Annotated in this window: 12 protein-coding genes, 2 pseudogenes and 1 riboswitch; of the genes and pseudogenes, 8 read left to right on the top strand and 6 right to left on the bottom strand. The window is 72.2% G+C overall.

Going from position 1 to position 17,457, the window contains the following annotated elements; translation table 11 throughout:
- The first annotated feature begins 360 nt into the window (after positions 1–360).
- Positions 361–486: riboswitch (cobalamin riboswitch) on the top strand.
- Between the two features lie 38 nt (positions 487–524).
- The 4 genes from ABZ622_RS11230 to ABZ622_RS11215 all read left to right on the top strand — a co-directional run bounded on the left by ABZ622_RS11230 (position 525) and on the right by ABZ622_RS11215 (position 4,106).
- Entirely contained in the window at positions 525–1,511 is a 987-nt protein-coding gene (locus tag ABZ622_RS11230; RefSeq protein ID WP_360542095.1) for an ABC transporter substrate-binding protein, read from the top strand.
- A gap of 83 nt (positions 1,512–1,594) precedes the next feature.
- The gene (locus tag ABZ622_RS11225; protein WP_360542146.1) at positions 1,595–2,563 is read left to right on the top strand and encodes an iron ABC transporter permease; all 969 of its coding nucleotides are present in this window, start codon (positions 1,595–1,597) and stop codon (positions 2,561–2,563) included.
- A complete protein-coding gene (locus ABZ622_RS11220) occupies positions 2,560–3,348 on the top strand; it encodes an ABC transporter ATP-binding protein (protein WP_360542094.1) in 789 nt (262 codons plus the stop codon). The genes ABZ622_RS11225 and ABZ622_RS11220 overlap by 4 nt, the downstream gene beginning before the upstream one ends.
- Positions 3,345–4,106: a (2Fe-2S)-binding protein gene (locus tag ABZ622_RS11215; protein WP_360542093.1), complete on the top strand. Its 762-nt coding sequence runs from the start codon at positions 3,345–3,347 to the stop codon at positions 4,104–4,106. Before ABZ622_RS11220 ends, ABZ622_RS11215 begins: the two co-directional genes overlap by 4 nt.
- A gap of 144 nt (positions 4,107–4,250) precedes the next feature.
- Here ABZ622_RS11215 and ABZ622_RS11210 read toward each other — a convergent pair.
- The 6 genes and pseudogenes from ABZ622_RS11210 to ABZ622_RS11185 all read right to left on the bottom strand — a co-directional run.
- Positions 4,251–4,601: pseudogene (locus ABZ622_RS11210) on the bottom strand (acyl-CoA dehydrogenase family protein); the annotation flags it as partial.
- 631 nt (positions 4,602–5,232) lie between these two features.
- Positions 5,233–6,303: a tRNA (adenosine(37)-N6)-threonylcarbamoyltransferase complex transferase subunit TsaD gene (gene tsaD, locus ABZ622_RS11205; RefSeq protein WP_360542092.1), complete on the bottom strand. Its 1,071-nt coding sequence runs from the start codon at positions 6,301–6,303 to the stop codon at positions 5,233–5,235.
- A gap of 273 nt (positions 6,304–6,576) precedes the next feature.
- Positions 6,577–7,731 carry a glycosyltransferase family 4 protein gene (locus tag ABZ622_RS11200; RefSeq protein WP_360542091.1) on the bottom strand — a complete coding sequence of 385 codons (1,155 nt, stop codon included), beginning with the start codon at positions 7,729–7,731 and terminating at the stop codon, positions 6,577–6,579.
- A gap of 44 nt (positions 7,732–7,775) precedes the next feature.
- Positions 7,776–8,441, bottom strand: a pseudogene (locus ABZ622_RS11195) (response regulator transcription factor); the annotation flags it as partial.
- Positions 8,442–8,516: 75 nt separating this feature from the next.
- Positions 8,517–9,683 carry an acyltransferase gene (locus ABZ622_RS11190; RefSeq protein ID WP_360542090.1) on the bottom strand — a complete coding sequence of 389 codons (1,167 nt, stop codon included), beginning with the start codon at positions 9,681–9,683 and terminating at the stop codon, positions 8,517–8,519.
- Entirely contained in the window at positions 9,676–10,653 is a 978-nt protein-coding gene (locus ABZ622_RS11185) for an alpha/beta hydrolase (RefSeq protein ID WP_360542089.1), read from the bottom strand. The genes ABZ622_RS11190 and ABZ622_RS11185 overlap by 8 nt, the downstream gene beginning before the upstream one ends.
- 230 nt (positions 10,654–10,883) lie before the next feature.
- On the opposite strand from ABZ622_RS11185, the gene ABZ622_RS11180 reads away from it, so the two are divergent.
- The 4 genes from ABZ622_RS11180 (at position 10,884) to ABZ622_RS11165 (ending at position 17,414) form a co-directional block, all read left to right on the top strand.
- A complete protein-coding gene (locus ABZ622_RS11180; protein WP_360542088.1) occupies positions 10,884–11,369 on the top strand; it encodes an Lrp/AsnC family transcriptional regulator in 486 nt (161 codons plus the stop codon).
- Positions 11,370–11,726: 357 nt separating this feature from the next.
- Positions 11,727–12,941 (top strand): serine/threonine-protein kinase, encoded by a 1,215-nt coding sequence (locus ABZ622_RS11175; RefSeq protein WP_360542087.1) that lies wholly within the window; start codon positions 11,727–11,729, stop codon positions 12,939–12,941.
- A gap of 197 nt (positions 12,942–13,138) precedes the next feature.
- Entirely contained in the window at positions 13,139–13,678 is a 540-nt protein-coding gene (locus ABZ622_RS11170) for a hypothetical protein (protein WP_360542086.1), read from the top strand.
- A gap of 226 nt (positions 13,679–13,904) precedes the next feature.
- Complete coding sequence (locus tag ABZ622_RS11165) at positions 13,905–17,414, top strand: M28 family peptidase (RefSeq protein ID WP_360542085.1); 3,510 nt, start codon at positions 13,905–13,907, stop codon at positions 17,412–17,414.
- Positions 17,415–17,457: the final 43 nt, after the last annotated feature.

Here is a 17,457-nt window from a genome sequence, read left to right as displayed (position 1 = left end):
GGACCAGCGCGGACACGAGAAAGGCGCCGCAGAGATCCCGGGGGAACCCGCAGCGCCATTGACAGCCCCATCTCAGCATCTGGGGGGCTAGTGGTTCAAATGAAGCCCGCCCCTCTGGGCCAATGGCCCACAATGGCTTGACCTCGCCCGGCCGCATCCGAGCCAACGGACCACCTTCACGTGACACCGGCGCGCACGGCAGGCCCCCTGGCCCTCCACCCGCTCACTGCGACTTCCGCTGCCGGACCCCGGGCGGAACCCGTCCGCAGTGCCGGTCGTCGTCGTGGACGTCGGTGTCCGGGGCCGGCCGAGGCCGTCGCCGCATGGGCCGGGACCTGCCGGAATACGCGGTCTGACAGTATGGGCTCCGCAAACTCAGGCGACGCGCGTCAGGAAACCGGTGTGAATCCGGTACGGTCCCGCCACTGTGACCGGGCTGAACAGCAGCCCGGAAGCCAGATACTGGCCGCGCCGCCTTCTCGTACTACCCAGGGGACGAGGACATCCCCGGGAAAGGCTCGGCCATGCCCCGAATCCGCCGTGTACCGCTCGCGCTCATACCACTGCTCCTGCTGCCGCTCACCGGCTGCGGCTCCGGCACGGACGGCGAGAACAAGGCAATGGCCGCACCGGCCGCCGACGGTTTTCCCTACACGGTCACCAACTGCGGTACGAGGACGACCTTCGACGCCCCGCCGGAGCGGGTCGTCACCATGAACCAGCACGTCACCGAGATCATGCTGGCCCTCGGGCTCCAGGACCGGCTGGCCGGTACCGCCTACCTGGACGACAGCGTCCTGCCGGAGTACCGGTCCGCGTACGCCGGGACCAAGGTGCTCGCGAAGGAGTACCCCTCCAAGGAGGTGCTGCTCGGCGCCGGCCCCGACTTCGTCTACGGCGGGTACAGCAGCGCCTTCGACGAGGCCAGGGGCCAGGACCGGGCAGGGCTCCAGAAGGACGGCATCAACACCCGGCTGAACATCGAGAACTGCACCAGGGGCAAGGTCGGTATCGATCAGCTCGCCACCGAGATCACCCAGGTCGCCAGGACCTTCGGCGTGCCGGAGCGCGGCAGGAAGCTGATCGCCGAGGAGCGGCGGAAGATCACGGCGGTCGAGGAGAAGCTCAAGGGCGCCTCACGTCCCTCGGTGTTCGTGTACGACTCCGGCGACAGCTCCGCGTTCACCGCGGGCGGCAAAGGCATCGGCAACGAGATCGTCCGGCTCGCCGGGGGCAGGAACGTCTTCACGGACCTCGACGCCACCTTCGGCGACGTGGCCTGGGAGCAGGTCATCAAGCGCAAGCCCGAGGTGGTCGTGATCTACGACTACGGAGGCACCACGGTGGCGGCCAAGAAGAAGCGGCTGCTGAACGATCCGGCGCTCGCGGACGTGCCGGCGATCAGGAACAAGAAGTTCGCGGTGCTCCCGCTGTCCTCGGCCGTGCTCGGTGTCCGGGTCGCCGACGCCGTACAGGACCTGGCCGGGCAGCTGCACCCCGGCACCCCGTGAGCGCGGAGTCCGCCCGCTCCGGCCCGAAGTCCGTCCTGCGCTCGACCCCCGTCGTGATCGGCGTCCTCACGGTGCTGCTGCTCATGGCGGCGGTGGCCGGTCTGGTGCTGGGCCCGGTACGGATTCCGCCGGGCGAGGTGCTGAGTACGGTCCTGGGCGGTGAACGCACCGGTGCGTACCCGACGATCGTGTGGGAGGTACGACTGCCCAGGGTGCTGCTCGGAGCCGTCGTCGGCGCCGGGCTGGCCCTGTCGGGCACGGTGCTCCAGGCGCTGGTGCGCAATCCGTTGGCCGATCCGTTTCTGCTGGGCGCCTCGTCCGGGGCGTCGGCGGGCGCCGCCGCGGTCGTCGTGCTGGGAGTCGGAGCCGGGGTGGCCACCGACGTCGCGCTGCCCGTTGCCGCGTTCGCCGGGTCCATGGCCGCGCTGGTCGCCGTCTACGCGATGGCCCGGCGGGGCGGCACCATGACAACGGGCCGGCTGATTCTGGCCGGGGTGGCGATCCAGTACGTACTGTCCGCGGTCACCAGCCTGATCCTGGTGCTGTCCTCCCGGGCCGAGCATGTGCGGGCGATCCTGTTCTGGACCCTGGGCGGGCTGGGCGGTGCCCGGTGGGACCAACTTGCCCTGCCCGCCGCGGTATTGGGCATCGGTGCCGTCCTCCTGATCAGCCTGGCCCGGCCGCTGGATCTGCTGCTGACCGGGGAGGAAGGGGCCCGCAGCCTCGGCCTGGACCCCGGACGTTTCCGGGGCGGGGTCTTCGTGCTGGTGTCACTGATCATCGGCGTGCTGGTTGCCTACAGCGGGGCGATCGGCTTCGTCGGCCTGATGATTCCGCACGCCGCCCGGCTGATCGTCGGCGCGTCCCACCGCAGACTGCTGCCGGTGACCGCGCTCGGCGGGGCCGTCTTCCTGCTGCTGGCCGATCTGCTGGCGCGGACCGTGGCAGCCCCGGCAGAGATTCCCGCCGGGGTGGTCACCGCCCTGGTGGGCGGCCCGTTCTTCCTCTGGCTGCTGCGCCGCTCCACCCGTACCGAAGGGATCACCGGATGAGCCGGGCACCGTCCCCGACGGCGCTCGCCGCCGACGGGATCAGCTACGAGGTGGCCGGCCGCACGCTGCTCGACGCGGTCACGCTGGACGCCGCCCCCGGCGAGACGGTGGGGCTGGTCGGACCGAACGGCAGCGGCAAGACCACCTTCCTGCGCTGTGTGTACGGCGCGCTGCACCCCGCGTCGGGCCGGGTTCTGCTGGACGGGGCGGACGCCGCGACCCTCGGGGTGAAGGAACGGGCGCGCCGCGTCGCCGTCGTACCGCAGGACAGCCCCGGCACCTTCGGTCTGACCGTACGTCAGATCGTGGCGATGGGCCGAAGCCCGCACAAACGGTTCTGGGAGCAGGACTACGCCGACGACGCCCGCCGCATCGACCAGGCGCTCCGGCGCGTCGGCGCGGCGCCCCTGGCCGGCCGGCGGTTCGAGGAACTGTCCGGCGGGGAGCGGCAACGGGCCCTGATCGCCCGCGCCCTGGTCCAGGAGCCGGGGCTGCTGGCGCTCGACGAACCCACCAACCATCTGGACATCCGCTACCAGTTGGAGATCCTCGGCCTGGTGAGAACGCTGGGCACCACCAATCTGCTGGTGCTGCACGACCTCAACCTGGCCGCTTCCTACTGCGACCGGCTGTTCGTCCTCAGCGCCGGACGGCTGGTGGCCTCCGGCTCCCCGCACGCGGTGCTGACGGAAGAGCTGCTGGCCGAGGTCTACGGGATACGGTCCCGGATCGGCGTCCACCCGGTCACCGGCTCCCCGAACGTCGTCTACCTCCCGCTGTCATGAGCGACGACGTTTCCCCCGCATGGGCGCCGTTGCGGCACGGGCCACGCTGGCAGGTCACCGTGGGCGAACCGTCGGCGAGCGAGGCGGGGCAGTGGCTGGCAGCCGACCGGCTGGCCGATCCGGCGGGCGCGGAGCTGTCCGTGCTGCTGGAGCGCGAGCGCACCGGCAGCGGCCACCGCACCGGTCATGCGGCCGCGCTGACCCTGATGGCGGTGTACGCGGGCTGGGTCACGGCCGCCGCAGTGCTCCACTGGGCGCTGTACGACGAGGTCCCGGACATGAGGTCCGGCAATGTCCTGGTGCGCCCCGCCGCGCACGGGATCGGCGGGGTCAGGGTGCGCCGGGCCCGGTTGCTGGTGCCCCGGGCCGGGGAGGACTCCGTACGGCTGCTGCACCGCATCGTGCTCGACGGACATCTGCTGCCCCTCGCCGATGCGCTGCAATGCCGTACCCGTGCCGGGGCCAGGCAGTTGAGCGGCGGTATCGCCCATGGCTGCGCCACGGCGCTGTGCGCGTACGGCGACCGGGTGGATCTGCTGGCCGCCCGCTGGCGGCAGTTCGTGGACACCGCACCCGGCCGACTGGCGACGCTGGGCGAGGTGGTCCGGGTCCGGCGAGCGCCGGACGGTCCGGAGCGGCTGGTCTATCTGCGCAACACCTGCTGTCTGTACTACACGAGTGCGGAGGCGGTGCGCTGTGCGAGCTGTTGTCTGACAAGCCGCGAGGAGCGGCTGCGGGCCTACGCGAGGCCGAAGTAGCACCGGCCGGCTCCGGGGAGCCCGGACGCCGGAACGGCGAGACCATGGCGTGGGTGAGGGCGTTCAGCGCCTCGGGGCGGTTGAGGGTGAGGTAGGCCGCACGGCCCTCGGTGCGCAGCAGTACCGGGCTGCTGGAAGGGGTCGTCATCGGACGGCCTCCATCAGTTCCCGGGCCACGATGACACGCATGATCTCGTTCGTTCCTTCCAGGATCCGGTGCACCCGCAGGTCGCGGACGATCTTCTCGATGCCGTACTCGCTCAGGTAGCCGTAGCCACCGTGGAGTTGCAGTGCGCGGCCGGCGACGGAGTATCCGGTGTCGGTGGCGAACCGCTTGGCCATCGCGCAGAGCCCGGCTCCCGCGGGGCTGCCGTCGTCGAGCGCCTCGGCGGCCTGCCGGACCAGGGCACGGGCGGCCTCGAGTTCGGTGGCCATGTCCGCGAGCCGGAACTGAAGTGCCTGGGCGTCCAGGAGCGAAGCGCCGAACGCGCGCGACCGGGGGCCGCCGGTCTCGACGACGCGTACGCCGTCGGCCCCGGACCGGCGGTGCGCAAGGTTCTATTGCTCCGGTCGAGAGGGCTCAATGGAGCCGGGGCGGCTTCGCGGGCCGGGTGACGGGGGCCGAGGAAGGCCGCGTGGCCGGCTCCCCCGGGTGCGGGATGCGTGGCCCGGGTCCAGCCCGCCCGCTCGCAGAAGGCGACCGCCTCGCATGCGGCGACGGAGGTCAGCAGCCGGCAACGGCCGTCGACCCGGTCCTCGGTCACGGCGTCGAGCAGCCGACCGCCGAGCCCGGCGCCGCGGGCGTGGCCGGCGGTCGCGAGCTCGTCGACGTCGCGTCCGCCGCACAGCCACTCCGCCGTCCGCAGCGCGCCGAGGGCGGCGGACACCTGCGGATAGCAGCGGTCGGCCGGGAAGGGGACAGGAGTCGTCCAGGCGGTGGCCCAGCCCGGTACGGCCTTTCCGTCCAGGGCGAGCGCCGCCGTGAAACCGGGCCGACGAGTGTCGTCCGCCATCCGCTCCAGGTAGGCGTCGGCCCGGTCCGGTACCTCGTTCCAGGGCGGACCTCCGAACGCGTCCGCGTGGGCGAGAAGTCGCTTCCCGGAAACCCGCCGGACCGTCGCCACCGTCAGGAGACTCTCAGCGAGCGCGCGGGCAGCGGGGTGAGAGAGGCGTACTCCAGCGGGGCCGACGGGTCGATGGACACGTCCAGCGGTGCCGGCTCGGCACCGGAGCGGACCAGCAGGTCACCGACGGCCGCGATCATGGCGCCGTTGTCGGTGCACAGGGTCATCGGCGGGACGCGCAGCTCGATCCCGGCGGCGGCGCACCGCTGCTCGGCCAAACCCCGGACCCGTGAGTTCGCCGCCACGCCGCCGACCACGATCAGCGTCTTCACGTCGTACGCATGGCAGGCCGCGAGCGCCTTGCGGGTCAGCACGTCCGCCACGGCCTCCTGGAGGGCTGCGGCCCCGTCGGCCACGGGCGGTTCCTCGCCGCGCAGCCGGTGCTGTTCGGCCCAGCGGGCCGCGGCCGTCTTGAGCCCGGAGAAGGAGAAGGCGTACGGGTGGTCCGCGGACCGGGTCAGCGGGCGGGGAAAGGTGATGGCCTTCGGATCACCGTCCCGCGCGGCCCGGTCGATGGCGGGCCCGCCGGGATAGGGCAGGCCGAGAATCCGGGCGACCTTGTCGAAGCACTCGCCGGCGGCATCGTCGAGGGTGTCGCCCAGGTGCAGGATCGGCTCGCGCACCAGGTCACGGACAAGGAGCAGCGAGGTGTGCCCCCCGGAGACGATCAGCACCACGCACGGGGTGGGCAGCGGACCGTGCTCCAGGGTGTCGGCCGCGACGTGACCCGCGAGGTGGTGCACCCCGTAGAGCGGCACACCGGCCGCATACGCCAGGCTCTTCGCCCCGGCCAGACCCACCTGCAAGGCACCCGACAGTCCGGGCCCGGTCGTGACGGCGACCGCGTCGATCTGCCCCAGCCGCAGCCCGGCCCGGCCCAGGGCTTCCCGCACGACCGGGTTGAACGACTGGAGATGGGCACGGGCGGCGATCTCCGGCACCACCCCACCGAAGCGGGCGTGCTCGTCCATGCTCGACGCCACCACGTGCGCGAGGAGCTTCCCGTCCCGCACGATCCCCGCGCCTGTCTCGTCGCACGACGACTCGATTCCCAGGACGACCGGTCCACCCACTGCGCCACTCCTTTTGCACTGATCTCGCACTTGCAATATATGTGCAATAAGAGCTTCCGTCACTCTCCGGTAATCAGCGGCCTCCCGCCGAGCGCCGCCCGGGAGCGGGAGTACGCGTCCGAAGGCGGATCCGCGCCGCTGGACCGCACGCTGTTCGCGTTGTGGTCGACCATGGCGACGCGAGCGGGGCGGACGCGGCGAGCCACCTGCCAGGTACGCCGGTCACGGCTACCTGAGCCCCGGCCGGCGACCGCACCGCCCCCGCACGGATCGCTACTCCTCGCCCGGCCGCACCGCCGTGACCTCATCGGCGGGGGTCAGAAGCTCTGTCAGACGGCGCGCCGAAGCGTCCCAGGACCAGGACTCCCGGACCCATTCACGGCCCGCGGCGCCCATCGCCGCCCGGTCGGGGTCCAGAAGTATCCCGGTCAGCGCCTCGGCGACAGCCCCGGGGTCGGCGCCGTCCACGACCCGGCCGGTCCTGCCGTCGAGGACGGTGTCCGGGGCGCCGCCCGAGTCGCCGACGACCACCGGCAGACCGCTCGCCGCCGCCTCCAGGAACACGATCCCGAGCCCCTCCGCCTCCAGACCGGCCCTCCGGGTGCGGCACGGCATCGCGAAGACGTCCGCCGCGGCGTAGTAGGGCGGGGTGTCGGTGTGCGAGACGCCGCCCGCGAAGTGGACCGCTCCCTGGCCGTGCCGCGCCGCCAGTTTGCGCAGCCGGGCCTCGTCGGGCCCCCGGCCGACCACCACCAGCTCGGCGTCGGGCACCTTGCTCCGGATCAGCGGCAGGGCCCGGATGAGCGTGTCCTGGCCCTTGCGGGGGACGAGCCTGGCCACACAGAGGATGACGCGCCTGCCATGCAGGGCGAGCGCGGTGAGCGGGTCGGGTCCGGCGTCGGCGCGGGGCCGGTAGACCTCGGCGTCGACCCCGGGAACCAGCCGGCTCATGTGGGCACGCGGGCCGAGCGCGGGCTCGATCCGGGCGCGGGTGTACTGGCCCAGATACGTGACCACGTCGACGCCATCGCCTATCCGGCGCATCAGCCCGCGCGCACCGGGGGTTCTGGCCCACCAGATCTCGTGGCCGTGGGTGGTCGCCACGATGCGCCGTACGCCGCTGCGCCGCAGGGCCGGTGCCATCAGGGCCAGCGGAGCGGCGGCGCCGAACCAGACCCGGTCGCAGCCGTGGGCCTCGGCGATCTCGACGGCCCTGCGGGTGACCCGGCCGGTCGGCAGCAGTGTGCGGGCGGCATCCCGCACGACGGGGAACGGCAGGCTCGCGTCGTAGGCGGTGTCGCCGGGCTCGTGCGAGGTGTAGACGACCACGTCGTCGTCCGGCACCCGGGTGGCCATCGCGTGTACGAAGGTCTCGATGCCGCCCTGGCGCGGCGGGAAGTCATTGGTGACGACAAGGGTGGAGCCCATGGACTTTCGGTTCCTTCGGACGTGGACGGAATCGGTCGACAGGGGCCGGACGGGCGCAGCAGGCCTGTCTCGAAGGCGTGGACCGCGGCCTGGGTCCGGACGCGCAGGCCCAACTCGGCCAGGATCCTGCCCGCATGGGACTTCACGGTCTGTTCGGCGACCACGGGACGCACGGCGATCTCGGTGTCGGACAGGCCCTGCGCATTCAGGGCCGGCACCTCGGTCTCACGTTCCGTCAGCTCGCCGGTACGGTCCTTGAGCGGAGCTCGTGGGCCGGCGCCCACCCGGGCGTACTCGGCGATCAGCCGCTTGGTGACGTCCGGGGCGAGCAGGGCCTCGCCCTCCGCCACCGCCCTCACCGCATGGGCGAGTTCGGCGGCGGAGGCGTCCTTCAGGAGGAATCCGGACGCGCCCGTGCGCAGTGCCTCGTAGACGTACTCGTCGAGATCGAAGGTGGTCAGGACGAGTACCTTCACCGTGGCACCGTCGGCGCCGGTGATGACGCGGGTCGCCCCGATGCCGCCGAGCCGGGGCATGCGGATGTCCATCAGGACGACGTCCGGGGCGAGTTCGGCCACCTTCTCCACGGCGTCGGCGCCGTCCACCGCCTGGCCGACGACCTCGATGCCGGGTTCGGCGTTCAGCAGCACCGTGAAGCCCTGCCGGACCGTCATCCGGTCGTCGGCGATCAGTACGCGGATGGACGTCATCGGGGGTCCCCCCTGTTGGGGCCCTTCGTCCGGATCATGCCGGGCCCGTGCAAGCGGGAGGCCCCGGGGCAGGTCCTAGCCACGCCGCGCCGCCACCGGCCGGGCGGGGCGTCCCGCGCGGACGACCAGGCTCTTCGTCCGCGTCGGCCGCGGCCGTTCATAACCGCGGAACGCGAGCCGGCAGATCAGCAGCGCCGCGGCGAACGCCGGCAGCCAGGCCAGTCGGGCCAGCACCCAGCCGGGTTCGTCGGGCAGGGTGTGCAGACCCGGCAGCGTCCCGCCCACCCACAGACCGGTCGCGGCGACCGCGATCATCGCCGTCTGGTGCCACAGGAACAACGTCATCGCCGAGAGGTTCATCGTGGCCACCACCGCCCAGAGCGCGGGGCGTCGCAGCGCCCTGCGCAGCGGGTCGATCAGCAGCAGCGCCGCCCCGCACTGCGCGAGGCCGAAGGTGACCACGGCGAGGGTCGGCGGGTCGAGGTTGGAGACCGCCACGCCGGGGACGCCGACCATGGTCGCGGGGTATCCGGCCCACAGGACGAGTGCGGCGGTGGCCGCGGCACCGCCGAGCAGCAGTGTCCAGCCGGTCCGGCGGCTGCGCAGTTCGCCCCGGGACCAGGCCGCGCCCAGGCAGTACGGCACCAGCCAGCCGGCTGCCACGTTGACCGCGGCGAAGCCACCGGGCGTGTCCAGGCCGAACCGGTAGAGGTCGACGACCAGCACGACGGCGAACGGCCACAGCGGATGGAGCTTCGCCACCAGCGGGGTCGCCGCCGTCAGCGCCGCGAAGACCACGATGAACCAGAGCGGGGACCACACCAGCTTGCACAGTGCCCGCACGGTGTCCTGGTCCACGCCGGAGGCGAGCATCGTGCAGGCCACCACGGTCCATACGACCGGCACCACCGCCAGCGGGCGCAGCAGCCGGCTCATCCGGGCACGGAGCCACCGGCCGTAACTCTCGCCCCTGGCGCGGGCGCCGGCGTGGCTCTTCGCGCCCACGAGTCCGCCGACCAGGAAGAAGACCGCGAGGGTCTGGAACAGCCAGGAGGCCGGTGTGAGTCCGGGCATGTACCGCAGCGGGCTCGCTCCGTGCACGGTGCCGCTGTCGACGACGAGCGCGGTGACCAGCCAGTGGCCGAGGACTACGCCGAGGATGGCGATGGCGCGCAGTGCGTCGACGGCCCGGTCGCGGTCGGCGGGGGTGGCGGATTCGATCCGCTGTGCGAAGTCACGCATGGCGCTCTCCCGTGGGCTCTGCGGATCCGGCCGCCCCGGCCACGATCCGGGCGATGTTCCTCAGCGGTTCGGAACCGGTGTTCAGGTAGTCGCTGTGACCGCCGGAGCCCGCCGCGAAGGATCTGGCACCGAACCCGGGCGAGACCGGGTCCGTGCCGAACCCGATGTCGGCGAAGGGCAGCCGGAGTTCGATGTGCGGTACGTCGGCGATCCAGTCGCCGCTGCTGCGGCCCGCCCAGACGGTGGCCGGTGTGTGCAGGGCGGCGGTATTCCGGTAGCCGGTGCCCGGGCTGCCGTACAGGACGATGCCGGAGACGTGCAGTCCGCGCGCGGCCCGCGCGCAGACGACGGAGCCGTAGGAGTGGCAGAGCAGAGTGGTCCGGGCGGTGGGCCTCAGACGTGTCAGCTCCCTGCTGAATCGCGCCAGTTCGGGGGCCGCCTCGATGGCGCGGGCCGAGGTGATCGAGGTGGGGCTCACCGTGGCCGGCGTGCGGTATCCGAGCCAGGCGACCACGGCCGAGCGCCCGCCGAGTTCCTTGCGCAGGGCGCGGGCGCCGTTGCGCAGCCGCCAGTAGTGGTCGATGTCCATGCCCGCGCCGGGGACGAGCACGGCGATGCGTTCCGCGTGGGACAGATCGCCGAAGACCTCCACGGAGCGGCCGCCGTCCCGGCCGTCGAAGGTGAGGAAGCGGCGGGCGGGACCGGCCAGTTCGTGCAGCGCGGCGGCCCGCTTGCGGTCGCCGTGGCGGGCCGCCGCCCGCTCGGCCGCGCCGATGTCGGCCCGCGTCGCCGCGTACCGCTCGGCCAGGGCCTCGGGTGCGGTGGTGCGCAGCGGCCCGTGGACGGCCGGGGCGGGTGCCGGTACGGCCGTCGGGCGCGCCGCGCCCGAGACGGGTACGGCCACCGAGGCGGCCACCAGTGCGGCGAGCAGGCCGCGGCGCAGACGGGATCTGCGCGGATGGGACGGCATGGCGGGTTGTTCCTCCCGTACCTGGTGGCTGTGGTGCTCAGGTACAGAAGCTATGGACAGCGCCTCGTAATCGGCGTCCAACCGGGGTGTGAACCTGTTCCGTAGCTCTCAGGGACTACAGGTATGACACGCGGGCCGGGCCGGGGGGGCGGCTCTCCGTGACGGGCCTTCGGTGTGCCGTTGGTACAGTCGCAGCCCGGATCGTCGTACCAGAAGGAGGCCGGCGGACCATGGCGGTGGACGCCCTCGACACCCGTATCCTCCGGTTGCTCATCGAGCAGCCGCGTACCAGCGTCCGTGAGTACGCCCGCATCCTCGCCGTCGCCCGGGGCACCCTCCAGGCCCGGCTCGACCGGCTGGAGCGGGACGGTGTGATCACCGGCACCGGGCCGGTCCTGTCTCCCGCCGCCCTGGGACACCCGGTGCTGGCCTTCGTCCATCTCGAAGTCACCCAGGGGCATCTCGACGAGGTGGGCGAGGCGCTCGCCGCGGTGCCGGAGATTGTCGAGGCGTTCTCGACGACCGGCGGCGGGGATCTGCTGGCGCGGGTGGTGGCCCGGGACAACGGGCACCTGGAGGATGTGATCCAGCGGCTGATCCAACTGCCCGGAGTGGTCAGGACGCGTACCGAGGTGGCGCTGCGGGAACGGGTGCCGCACCGGCTGCTGCCGCTGGTCGAATCGGTCGGCCGTGCGGCGGCCGGTGGCCGCGACTGACCGGCGCGGCGCGGGACGTGTACGGCCGGCCGTTCACGGCGTCATGGTCCTGGCCCACGCCCGCCCGGCGGGATCCGCCTTCCTGATCCTGCCGGTGGCGGTCATCGGGAACGCGTCGAACGGCCCGATACCGGGGACCCGGTACCCGGCCGTTCGGCCGCCCGGAGCGTACGGGGCCGCACCACGGGTCGGCGAGGTCCGGCGGCCCGATATCCTGATCTTGCCGCGCGCCCCCCACCTCGCCCCGACCCCGTCGGGTCGCCGCCGTGGCAGCAGAAGCGGCCCACAATTCGAGATTGGTGCACAGTGCTGGTAGCTGGTCGGTACCGGTTGGTTTCCCCCATCGGCCGTGGCGGCATGGGTGAGGTGTGGCGTGCCTCGGACGAGGTCCTCGGCAGAGCGGTCGCCGTGAAGTTGCTGCTCGGTGACCGCGCGGACGAGTCGGCCACCGCCCGGTTCCGGCTGGAGGCGCAGACCGCGGCCCGGCTGAGCCACCCCCATCTGGTGGCGGTGTTCGACTTCGGGGCCTGGGAGGACCGCTTCTTCCTCGTGATGGAGCTCGTCGAGGGCAGGAGCCTGGGCGATCTGCTCTCCGCCGAGGAGCGGCTGGGCGCCGGCCAGGTCGCCCGGATCGCCGGGCAGGCGGCCGCGGGGCTGGCCGCCGCCCATCGTCAGGGCGTCGTGCACCGTGACATCAAGCCCGGGAACCTGATGCTGGACGCCGAAGGGTCGGTCAAGATCGGCGACTTCGGCATCGCCCAGTTCGTCGACGACCCCTCCGCCGCGCTGACCACCACGGGACAGATCGTCGGCACCAGCCTCTATCTCGCCCCGGAACGCGCGCTCGGCCGCACGGCCGGCGCGGCGTCCGACATGTACTCCCTCGGCTGCGTGATCTACCAGCTTCTGCTGGGCGATCCGCCGTTCCGTTCGGACACGGCGACCGCCACGCTCTATCAACATGTCGACACGCCGCCGGTGCCGCTCCGCCAGCGGGGCGTCGACCTGTCCCCGGCCTTCGACTCCTATCTGCTGGGGCTGCTCGCCAAGCAGCCCGAGGACCGGCCGAGCGCCCAGCAGGTCGCCGAGTGGTTCCAGAGCGATGCCTGGCGGGGGCAGCCGGAGCCGCTGCCGATGTACGCGCCGGCCCCTCCCCCTGCGGCATCCGGCGTTCCACACATCCCCGCACCCGCCCCGGCCGGCCCGGGCCTTCCCCGCACCGCGGCGCCCACCTCCGCGTACGGCTCCGCCGAGCAGGGCCAGGGCCCGGCGACATACCGGCTGCCGCAGTCCGGTGGCCGCAGACGGCGCCCGGCGGAGCGGACCACGCCCGTCCGGCGGGGCACCGGCGCCCGGGAGGCGATCCGGCGCCGGCCCAGGGTGGCGAGCGCCATCGCCGGCACGGTCGCCTTCATCGCGGCCGTGTATCTGGGGATGGCCCTGTTCTCCCCCGACTCCGCCCCGGCCGATACCCCGGACACCGGCTCGACCGCGACCACCGGGCCCGGAGAGTCCGGCTCGTCCGCCCCGCTGCCACCGGCCGGGGACGAGGAGGAGGACGAGGAGGACTGACCCCGCCGGGCCGGGCTGACGCGGGTTCTCCTCGGCCCGGCCTCACGGCTGTTCGGGCCCGGCCCGGGACGGCCGGCAGCCGGCTCGCCGCCGCCCCGCGACTCCCGCGTCAAGCACCCGTCAGAACCCCGCGCCCCGGCATCAGCGGTTCGTCAACGCAGGGCGTACGGGCCGGCCGGCTGTCTAGCGTCGCTGTCATGCAACGCCACATCGGCCTGCGGTGGCCGTCTCCTCCCGGCATGACCGCCCACGACCACGGCTGGGCCGCGGACCTGCGCTTCGCGGTCCACTGCGCCGTCGCGCTCCTCGGGCTGCTGCTGGCCGTCGATGCGGCGGCCCGTCATCTCACCTGGCCGCGCGCCCTGTTGTGGACGGGGCTCGCCGCCCTGTTGTGCGCGGTCCTGGTGCCGCCACGGGTCCGCGCGGGTGCCGGATGGCTCTCGTCACGGGGGCTGCTGTACGAGCGGACCGTGCGCACCGACCGGCTGGTGTCGGCGCGTTGGGCGGACGGAATCGCCCAGCGGCTGGTGCTCCGGGACGCCGACGGCCACCGGGTCGAGGTCGACCCGGAGGTGTTCCTCGCGAACCCGGCGCTGTGGCGCCGGCTGGACGAGGACGTGCGCGGCTGCGTGCAGCGCGGGACGCTGCGGTGCGGGGTGACGGCACTGCGGCAGTTGGCCGACCGTATCGACCGCAGACACGCGCGAGCGGTGTTCACGGCCTCCGGGCTGGAGTGACCGCCCCGCCCGTCACCGGTGTTGTGCGATCCCACCAGCGCGGCTTGACCAAACTTGCCAAGTCTCCCCGCAACCTTCGCAGTTCGTTGACGAGTCCATGACGACGTGTGAGTGTTCGGTCGCTCGATCACGGACACCGGGGCGCGGGCGGCCGGCGACGGCCGGGGCACGTGCGTCATCGTACGCGGCTGCCCGTGATCGAGGCCCCCCGAGTCAAGGAGCCTCGATGAAACTCAGACCGTTGACGGCCGGGACGACCCTGGCCGTCCTCGCCGCAATGCTGGTCGCCACCGGCGGGCAGTCGGCGTCCGCCGAACCGTCCCCGCCCGCCCCGCCCGCCCCCTCCGCGCTCTCGGCCGCCGTGTCGGCGGCCGACCGGGCGGTCGCCAGTGGTCTCGACACCCTGGCGAAGGGGCCCGAGGAGCGGTACGAGCGCCAGATGGTGACCCCGTGGGTCAAGGGCATGTACTCCGTCGCCTATCAGCGCACCTACCGCGGCCTGCCGGTCGTCGGCGGGGACGCCGTCGTGGTGGCCGACTCCGAGGGCCGGGTCCGCGGCACCCAGTCCGCGGTGTCCCGGCGGATCAACGTGCCGACCGCGCCCACCGTTTCCGCGAAGGCGGCCGAGGCCACCGCCCGCAAGAAGCTCCGCACGGTGAAGCGGGTGGAATCACGCTGGCTCGTGGTCCGCGCCACGGACAAGTCGTCCCGGCTGGCATGGGAGACGGTGCTCACCGGGCGCACCGCCAAGGCCCCCAGCCGGCTGCACGTCTTCGTCGACGCGGGCACCGGCAAGGTGATCGACAGCTACGACGACGTCAAGGCGGGCACCGGCAACAGCCAGTGGAACGGCCCGTCCCCGCTGGCCATCGACACCACCGCCTCGGGCGGCAGCTACTCGCTGCGCGACCCCAACCGGCCCGGTCTGAGCTGCGCCGACTACAGCACGGGCAGTGTCTTCACCAAGTCGAGCGACTCCTGGGGCACCGGCAACGCCTCCAGCAAGGAGACCGGCTGCGTCGACGTCATGTGGGCGGCGCAGCACGAGTGGAACATGCTCAAGGACTGGCTGGGCCGCAACGGGCACAACGGCAACGGCGGCAGCTGGCCGGTCGAGGTCGGGCTGAACGACGTCAACGCCTACTGGGACGGCTCGTCGGTCTCCATCGGCCACAACAACGCCAATCAGTGGATCGGCGCGATCGACGTGGTGGGCCATGAGTTCGGCCACGGCATCGACCAGTACACGCCCGGCGGCGCCAACAACGAGTCCGGTCTCGGCGAGGCCACCGGCGACATCATGGGCGCCCTGACCGAGGCGTACACCAATGAGCCGGCGCCGTACGACGACCCGGACTACACCGTCGGCGAGAAGATCGACCTGGTCGGCGACGGGCCGATCCGGATCATGTACAACCCGGGGCAGATCGGCGACCCGAACTGCTACAGCTCCTCGATACCCAACACCGAGGAGCATGCGGCGGCCGGTCCGCTCAACCACTGGTTCTACCTGCTGGCCGAGGGCTCGAACCCGGGCGGCGGCAAGCCGTCCAGCCCCACCTGCAACAGCTCCTCGGTCACCGGCGTCGGCATCCAGAGCGCCGGCAAGGTCTTCTACGGCGGCATGCTGCTGAAGACGAGCGGGATGACCTACAAGCGCTACCGCACGGCGACCCTCACCGCCGCGAAGAACCTCGATCCCGGCTGTGTGCTCTTCGACCGGACCAAGGCCGCCTGGGACGCCATCAGTGTCCCCGCGCAGAGCGGCGACCCGACCTGCACCGCCAGTGGCAACAACGACTTCACGATGTCCCTGGACCCGGCGTCGGGCTCGGTGAAGCCGGGCAGTTCGGTGACGGCCACGGTGCGGACCGCGGTCAGCTCGGGGAGCGCGCAGTCGGTCGCCCTGTCGGCGAGCGGACTGCCGAGCGGTGTCACCGCGGCCTTCAGCCCGTCGTCGGTGCAGGCCGGGGCGTCCTCGACGATGACCGTGTCGGCGTCCTCGAACGCCACGCCCGGCGCGTACACCTTCACGGTGAAGGGTGACGGCACCCAGAGCCACACCGCGCAGTACACCCTGACCGTCGACACCGGGGGCGGCAATCCGGGCGGCAGCGCACCGGACATCAGCGTCGCCAACATACAGACGCACCTCACGCAGCTGAACACCATCGCCACCCAGAACGGCGGCAACCGCCGGGCCGGCAGCGCCGGTTACACGGCCTCCCTCGCCTATGTGAAGGGCAAGCTGCAGGCCGCCGGATACACCGTCAGCGAGCAGACCTGCACCAGCTGCACCTACAGCGGCAACAACCTGATCGCCGACTGGCCGGGCGGCCCGTCCGACCAGACGATCATGTTCGGTGCCCACCTGGACGGCGTCTCGGCCGGTCCCGGCATCAACGACAACGGTTCGGGCTCGGCCACTCTGCTGGAGAACGCCCTCACACTGGCCCAGCGCAACCCGACCATGACCAAGCACGTCCGCTTCGCCTGGTGGAACGGCGAGGAGCAGGGGATGGAGGGCTCCGACCACTACGTCGGCCAGCTCAGCTCGGCCCAGCGCAGCGCCATCAAGGCGTACTACAACTTCGACATGGTGGCCTCGACCAACGGCGGCTACTTCATCAACAACGTCAACTCGGCCGCCTCGGCGCCGATGAAGGAGTACTGGGACTCGCTGAACCTCTCGCCGGAGGAGAACATCGAGGGCCAGGGACGGTCCGACGACTACTCCTTCCAGCAGGGCGGCATTCCCACCTCCGGTTACGCGACCGGCGCCAGTGACACCAAGACATCGGCGCAGGCCGCCAAGTGGGGCGGCACGGCGGGCCGTTCCTACGACTCCTGCTACCACTCGTCCTGTGACACCACGGCCAACATCAACGCGACCGCGCTCGACCGCAGCGCCGACGGGGTCGCGTACACCGTGTGGAAGACCTCGGTCGGCAGCACGGCGCCCACCGACGACTTCTCCGTCTCGGTGAAGCCGGTCTCCGGCAATGTCCAGCCGGGTGCTTCGGTCACCGCCACGGTGTCCACCGCGACCACCGCCGGCTCCGCGCAGTCCGTGCAGCTGACGGCCTCCGGCGCGCCGAGCGGCGTCACCGTCTCGTTCGCCCCGGCGTCCATGCAGTCGGGCTCCTCCTCGACGATGACCGTCTCCGCCGGGGCCCAGACCGCGGCGGGCACGTACACCCTCACGGTGACCGGCACCGGCAAGGCCGCCCACACGACCACGTACTCGCTCGTCGTCGGTGGCGGTGGCAGCACCTGCCAGGCCAAGCAGGTCGTCGCCAACGGCGGCTTCGAGGACGGCGTCGCCCCGTGGACCCAGTCGGACGGCGTGATCAACAACCGGACGTCGGAGCGGCCGGCCCACACGGGTGCGTACACGGCCTGGCTCGGGGGCTGGGGATCCACGCACTCGGACACCGCCTCGCAGTCGCTGACCGTTCCGTCGGGCTGCTCGGCGTACAAGCTGTCGTTCTATCTGCGGACCGACACGGACGAGTCGGCGGGCGACCCGACCGCGTACGACACGTTCACCGTGAAGCTGGGGACCAAGACGCTCGCGACGTACTCCAACGTGGACGCCGCCGGTTCCTACGCCCAGAAGACCTTCGACGTCGGTGCGTTCGCCGGCCAGACGGTCACTCTCGGATTCACCAGCAGTGAGGACGCCTACTTGCAGACCAGCTTCGTCGTGGACGACGTGACGCTGAACGCAAGCTGATTCAACGGCGGTTCACCATCCGGGGCGGGGCGTGCGCACACAC

It is taken from the genome of Streptomyces sp. NPDC007164, assembly GCF_040634135.1.
GTDB lineage: Bacteria > Actinomycetota > Actinomycetes > Streptomycetales > Streptomycetaceae > Streptomyces > Streptomyces sanglieri.
This window is presented reverse-complemented; position numbering and strand designations above follow the sequence as displayed.